Source organism: Nocardioides sp. (assembly GCF_031422975.1).
Lineage (GTDB): Bacteria > Actinomycetota > Actinomycetes > Propionibacteriales > Nocardioidaceae > Nocardioides.
The window spans coordinates 1-3,686 of the sequence record NZ_JANPEO010000032.1 but is presented as its reverse complement, the minus strand read 5'-3'; the positions used below and the strand labels follow the sequence as shown (position 1 = coordinate 3,686).

2 protein-coding genes are annotated in these 3,686 nt (G+C 68.9%); one reads left to right on the top strand and one right to left on the bottom strand.

What is annotated here, in order from left to right; all coding sequences use genetic code 11:
* Window positions 1–359 precede the first annotated feature (359 nt).
* On the top strand, window positions 360–1,229 hold the full coding sequence (locus RMO85_RS01065) for an A/G-specific adenine glycosylase (RefSeq protein WP_310525905.1): 870 nt from the start codon (window positions 360–362) through the stop codon (window positions 1,227–1,229).
* 154 nt (window positions 1,230–1,383) lie between these two features.
* Here RMO85_RS01065 and RMO85_RS01060 read toward each other — a convergent pair.
* Window positions 1,384–3,686, bottom strand: a 2,303-nt coding sequence (locus RMO85_RS01060) for an ATP-dependent Clp protease ATP-binding subunit (protein ID WP_310525903.1), incomplete at its 5' end; no start/stop codon positions are given.

The window sequence follows — 3,686 nt, the reverse complement described above, 5'->3', positions numbered from 1 at the left end:
CAGCCACCCGCCCTGAGCAGCACGACAACACGAAACTGGGCAAGCACGAAAACAGTCGAAAGGATGAGCGCGCCGATGCCGGACATTCGAACGTTCTGTCGCGTCTGTGAACCGGCGTGTGGCCTGGTCGCCACCGTCGTCCGACCCGTCGCTCGAGCCCCCCAGGATCCGCGCGAAACCGGCCACCAGCGCCAGCGCAATTCCCAGCAGCACCAGACGGCGCGTCCAGTAGATGCGCGGGGGCAGCGGACCGCGTGGTTGCAGGGACGTGGACGGCATGGCGCCACGGTAGACAGCCAGCGCCCCTCGATCCTGTTGCCACACCGCGAGACCCCGCATCCCACATAGGATCTGGGGCGATGAGCGATCTCCACGACCCGGTGCTCGGGTGGTACGACGAGCACGCGCGCGACCTTCCGTGGCGCTCGCCGACGGCGTCGGCGTGGTCGGTGCTGGTCTCGGAGTTCATGCTGCAGCAGACCCCGGTGGCTCGGGTGATCCCGGTGCACGCCGCCTGGCTGGCCCGTTGGCCCACACCGGCGGCACTGGCGGTCGAAGCGACTGGGGAGGCAGTGCGGATGTGGGGGCGGCTCGGCTACCCGCGACGGGCGCTGCGCCTGCACGCGGCCGCGACGGCGATCGTGAGCGCACACGGCGGCGAGGTGCCTGCGGCGTACGCCGACCTGCTGGCCCTGCCCGGGATCGGGGACTACACGGCGTCGGCCATCGCGAGCTTCGCCTTCGGCCAGCGGCACGCAGTGCTCGACACCAACGTCCGCCGCGTCTTCGCCCGGGCGGTCAGCGGGGTCGAGTTCGCGCCCACATCGGTGACCCGCGCGGAGCGCGATCTCGCGACAGACCTCCTGCCGGCTGACGTGTCGACGGCCGCCACCTGGGCGGTCGCAGTGATGGAGCTGGGCGCACTCGTCTGCACGGCTCGCGACCCGCACTGCGACTCCTGTCCGATCGCCGACCAGTGCGCGTGGCTGGCTGCCGGACGGCCGGCCCACGACGGCCCTCCCCGTCGCGGCCAGGCGTGGGAAGGGACGGATCGTCAGTGCCGCGGGCGGATCATGGCCGTGCTCCGCGATGCCGAGGGCCCGGTCCACCGCTCGCGCATCGACGCCGTGTGGCCGCACGCGACCCAGCGCGAGCGCTGTATAGCCGGCCTGGTCGACGACCGGCTGATCGTGACGGCCGGCCCATCGGCGTACGCCCTGCCGTCCTGACCCTCGATCGTCGGGATATCCATGGGCGCGATGGCGCGCGATCCGGCGGATCCTGAGCCATCTCGCCCATGGATATCGGGCAAGAAGGACACACCCCGAAATGCGCCGGAGCCCCCGGCCAGGTCGGTCGGGGGCTCCGGATGGTGCGGATGACTCAGTCGGTGGACTTCTCCACGTCGATCGGGCCCGCGCTGTCGTCGGGTCCCTCGAGCGGGGGCTCGCTGTCGCCCAGCACGTCGGCCGTCTCGAAGGGCGGCATGTCCGGCATCGCCGAGACCTTCTGACCCTTGAACGTGAACGTGGCGTTGGGGCCCTCGCCCTCGATGTCCACGAGCACGATCTGGCCGGGGCCGATCTCGCCGAAGAGCATCGTCTCGGCCATCACGTCCTCGATCTCGCGCTGGATCGTGCGCCGCAGCGGACGCGCACCCAGCACCGGGTCGAAGCCCCGCTCGGCCAGGAGGTTCTTGGCCGGCTGGGTCAGCTCGAGCTGCATGTCACGGTCCTTGAGCCGGAGCTCGACGCCCGCGATCATGTTGTCGACCATGGCGACGATCTGCTCCTGCGTCAGCGGCGGGAACACGATGATCTCGTCGACACGGTTGAGGAACTCGGGCCGGAAGTGCTGCTTGAGCTCCTCGGAGACCTTGTTCTTCATCCGTTCGTAGGAGCTGCCGTCGCCCGACTGCTGGAAGCCGAGGTTCTGGCCCTTGGAGATGTCGCGGGTGCCGAGGTTGGTGGTCATGATGATGACGGTGTTCTTGAAGTCGACCACCCGGCCCTGCGAGTCGGTCAGGCGACCTTCCTCGAGGATCTGCAACAGGCTGTTGAAGATGTCGGGGTGAGCCTTCTCCACCTCGTCGAAGAGCACCACGGAGAACGGCTTGCGGCGCACCTTCTCGGTGAGCTGGCCGCCCTCTTCGTAGCCGACGTAGCCGGGAGGCGAACCGAACAGCCGCGAGACGGTGTGCTTCTCGCTGAACTCGCTCATGTCGAGCTGGATCAGCGAGTCCTCGTCACCGAACAAGAAGTCGGCCAGCGTCTTGGACAGCCACGTCTTACCCACACCGGACGGGCCGGCGAAGATGAACGAGCCGCCGGGACGCTTCGGGTCCTTGAGCCCGGCCCGGGTACGTCGAATGGCCCGCGAGAGGGCCCTGACGGCCTCTTCCTGGCCGATCACGCGCTTGTGGAGCTCGTCCTCCATCTTGAGCAGTCGGGTCGACTCCTCCTCGGAGAGCTTCACGATCGGGATGCCGGTCGCCACGGCGAGGACCTCGGCGATGAGCTCCTCGTCGACCTCGGCGACCTCGTCCATGTCGCCCGAGCGCCACTGGGTCTCGCGCTCGGCCTTGCGGGCGATGAGCTGCTTCTCCTCGTCACGCAGACGCGCGGCCGCCTCGAAGTCCTGGCCGTCGATCGCGCTCTCCTTGCGCTGGCGCACGTCGGCGATCTTGTCGTCGTACTCACGCAGGTCGGCAGGCGCGGTCATCCGGCGGATGCGCAGGCGCGAGCCCGCCTCGTCGATGAGGTCGATCGCCTTGTCCGGCAGGAACCGGTCGGAGATGTAGCGGTCGGCGAGCGTGGCCGCCGAGACCAGCGCCTCGTCGGTGATGGTCACCCGGTGGTGCGCCTCGTAGCGGTCGCGCAGACCCTTGAGCATCTCGATCGTGTGCGCGATGGACGGCTCGGCGACCTGGATCGGCTGGAAGCGGCGCTCGAGCGCAGCGTCCTTCTCGAGGTACTTGCGGTATTCGTCGAGCGTCGTCGCACCGATGGTCTGCAGCTCGCCACGAGCCAGCATCGGCTTGAGGATGGAGGCCGCGTCGATCGCGCCCTCGGCCGCGCCGGCGCCGACGAGGGTGTGGATCTCGTCGATGAACAGCACGATGTCCCCGCGTGTGCGGATCTCCTTGAGCACCTTCTTGAGACGCTCCTCGAAGTCACCGCGGTAGCGCGAGCCGGCGACGAGCGCACCGAGGTCGAGGGTGTAGATCTGCTTGTCCTTGAGCGTCTCAGGCACGTTGCCCTTGACGATGTCTTGCGCCAGGCCCTCGACGATCGTCGTCTTGCCGACGCCGGGCTCGCCGATCAGCACCGGGTTGTTCTTCGTGCGCCTCGAGAGGATCTGCATGACCCGCTCGATCTCCTGCTCGCGGCCGATGACCGGGTCGAGCTTGCCCTCGCGGGCGGCCTGGGTCAGGTTGCGGCCGAACTGGTCGAGGACCAGCGAGCTCGACGGCGCCTCGGAGCCCGAGCCGCTCGCCGCCGCACCCGAAGCGGCCGACTCCTTGCCCTGGAAGCCCGAGAGCAGCTGGATGACCTGCTGGCGCACGCGGTTGAGGTCGGCGCCGAGCTTCTGCAGCACCTGGGCGGCGACACCCTCGCCCTCGCGGATCAGGCCGAGCAGGATGTGCTCGGTGCCGATGTAGGAGTGACCGAGCTGCAGCGCCTCGC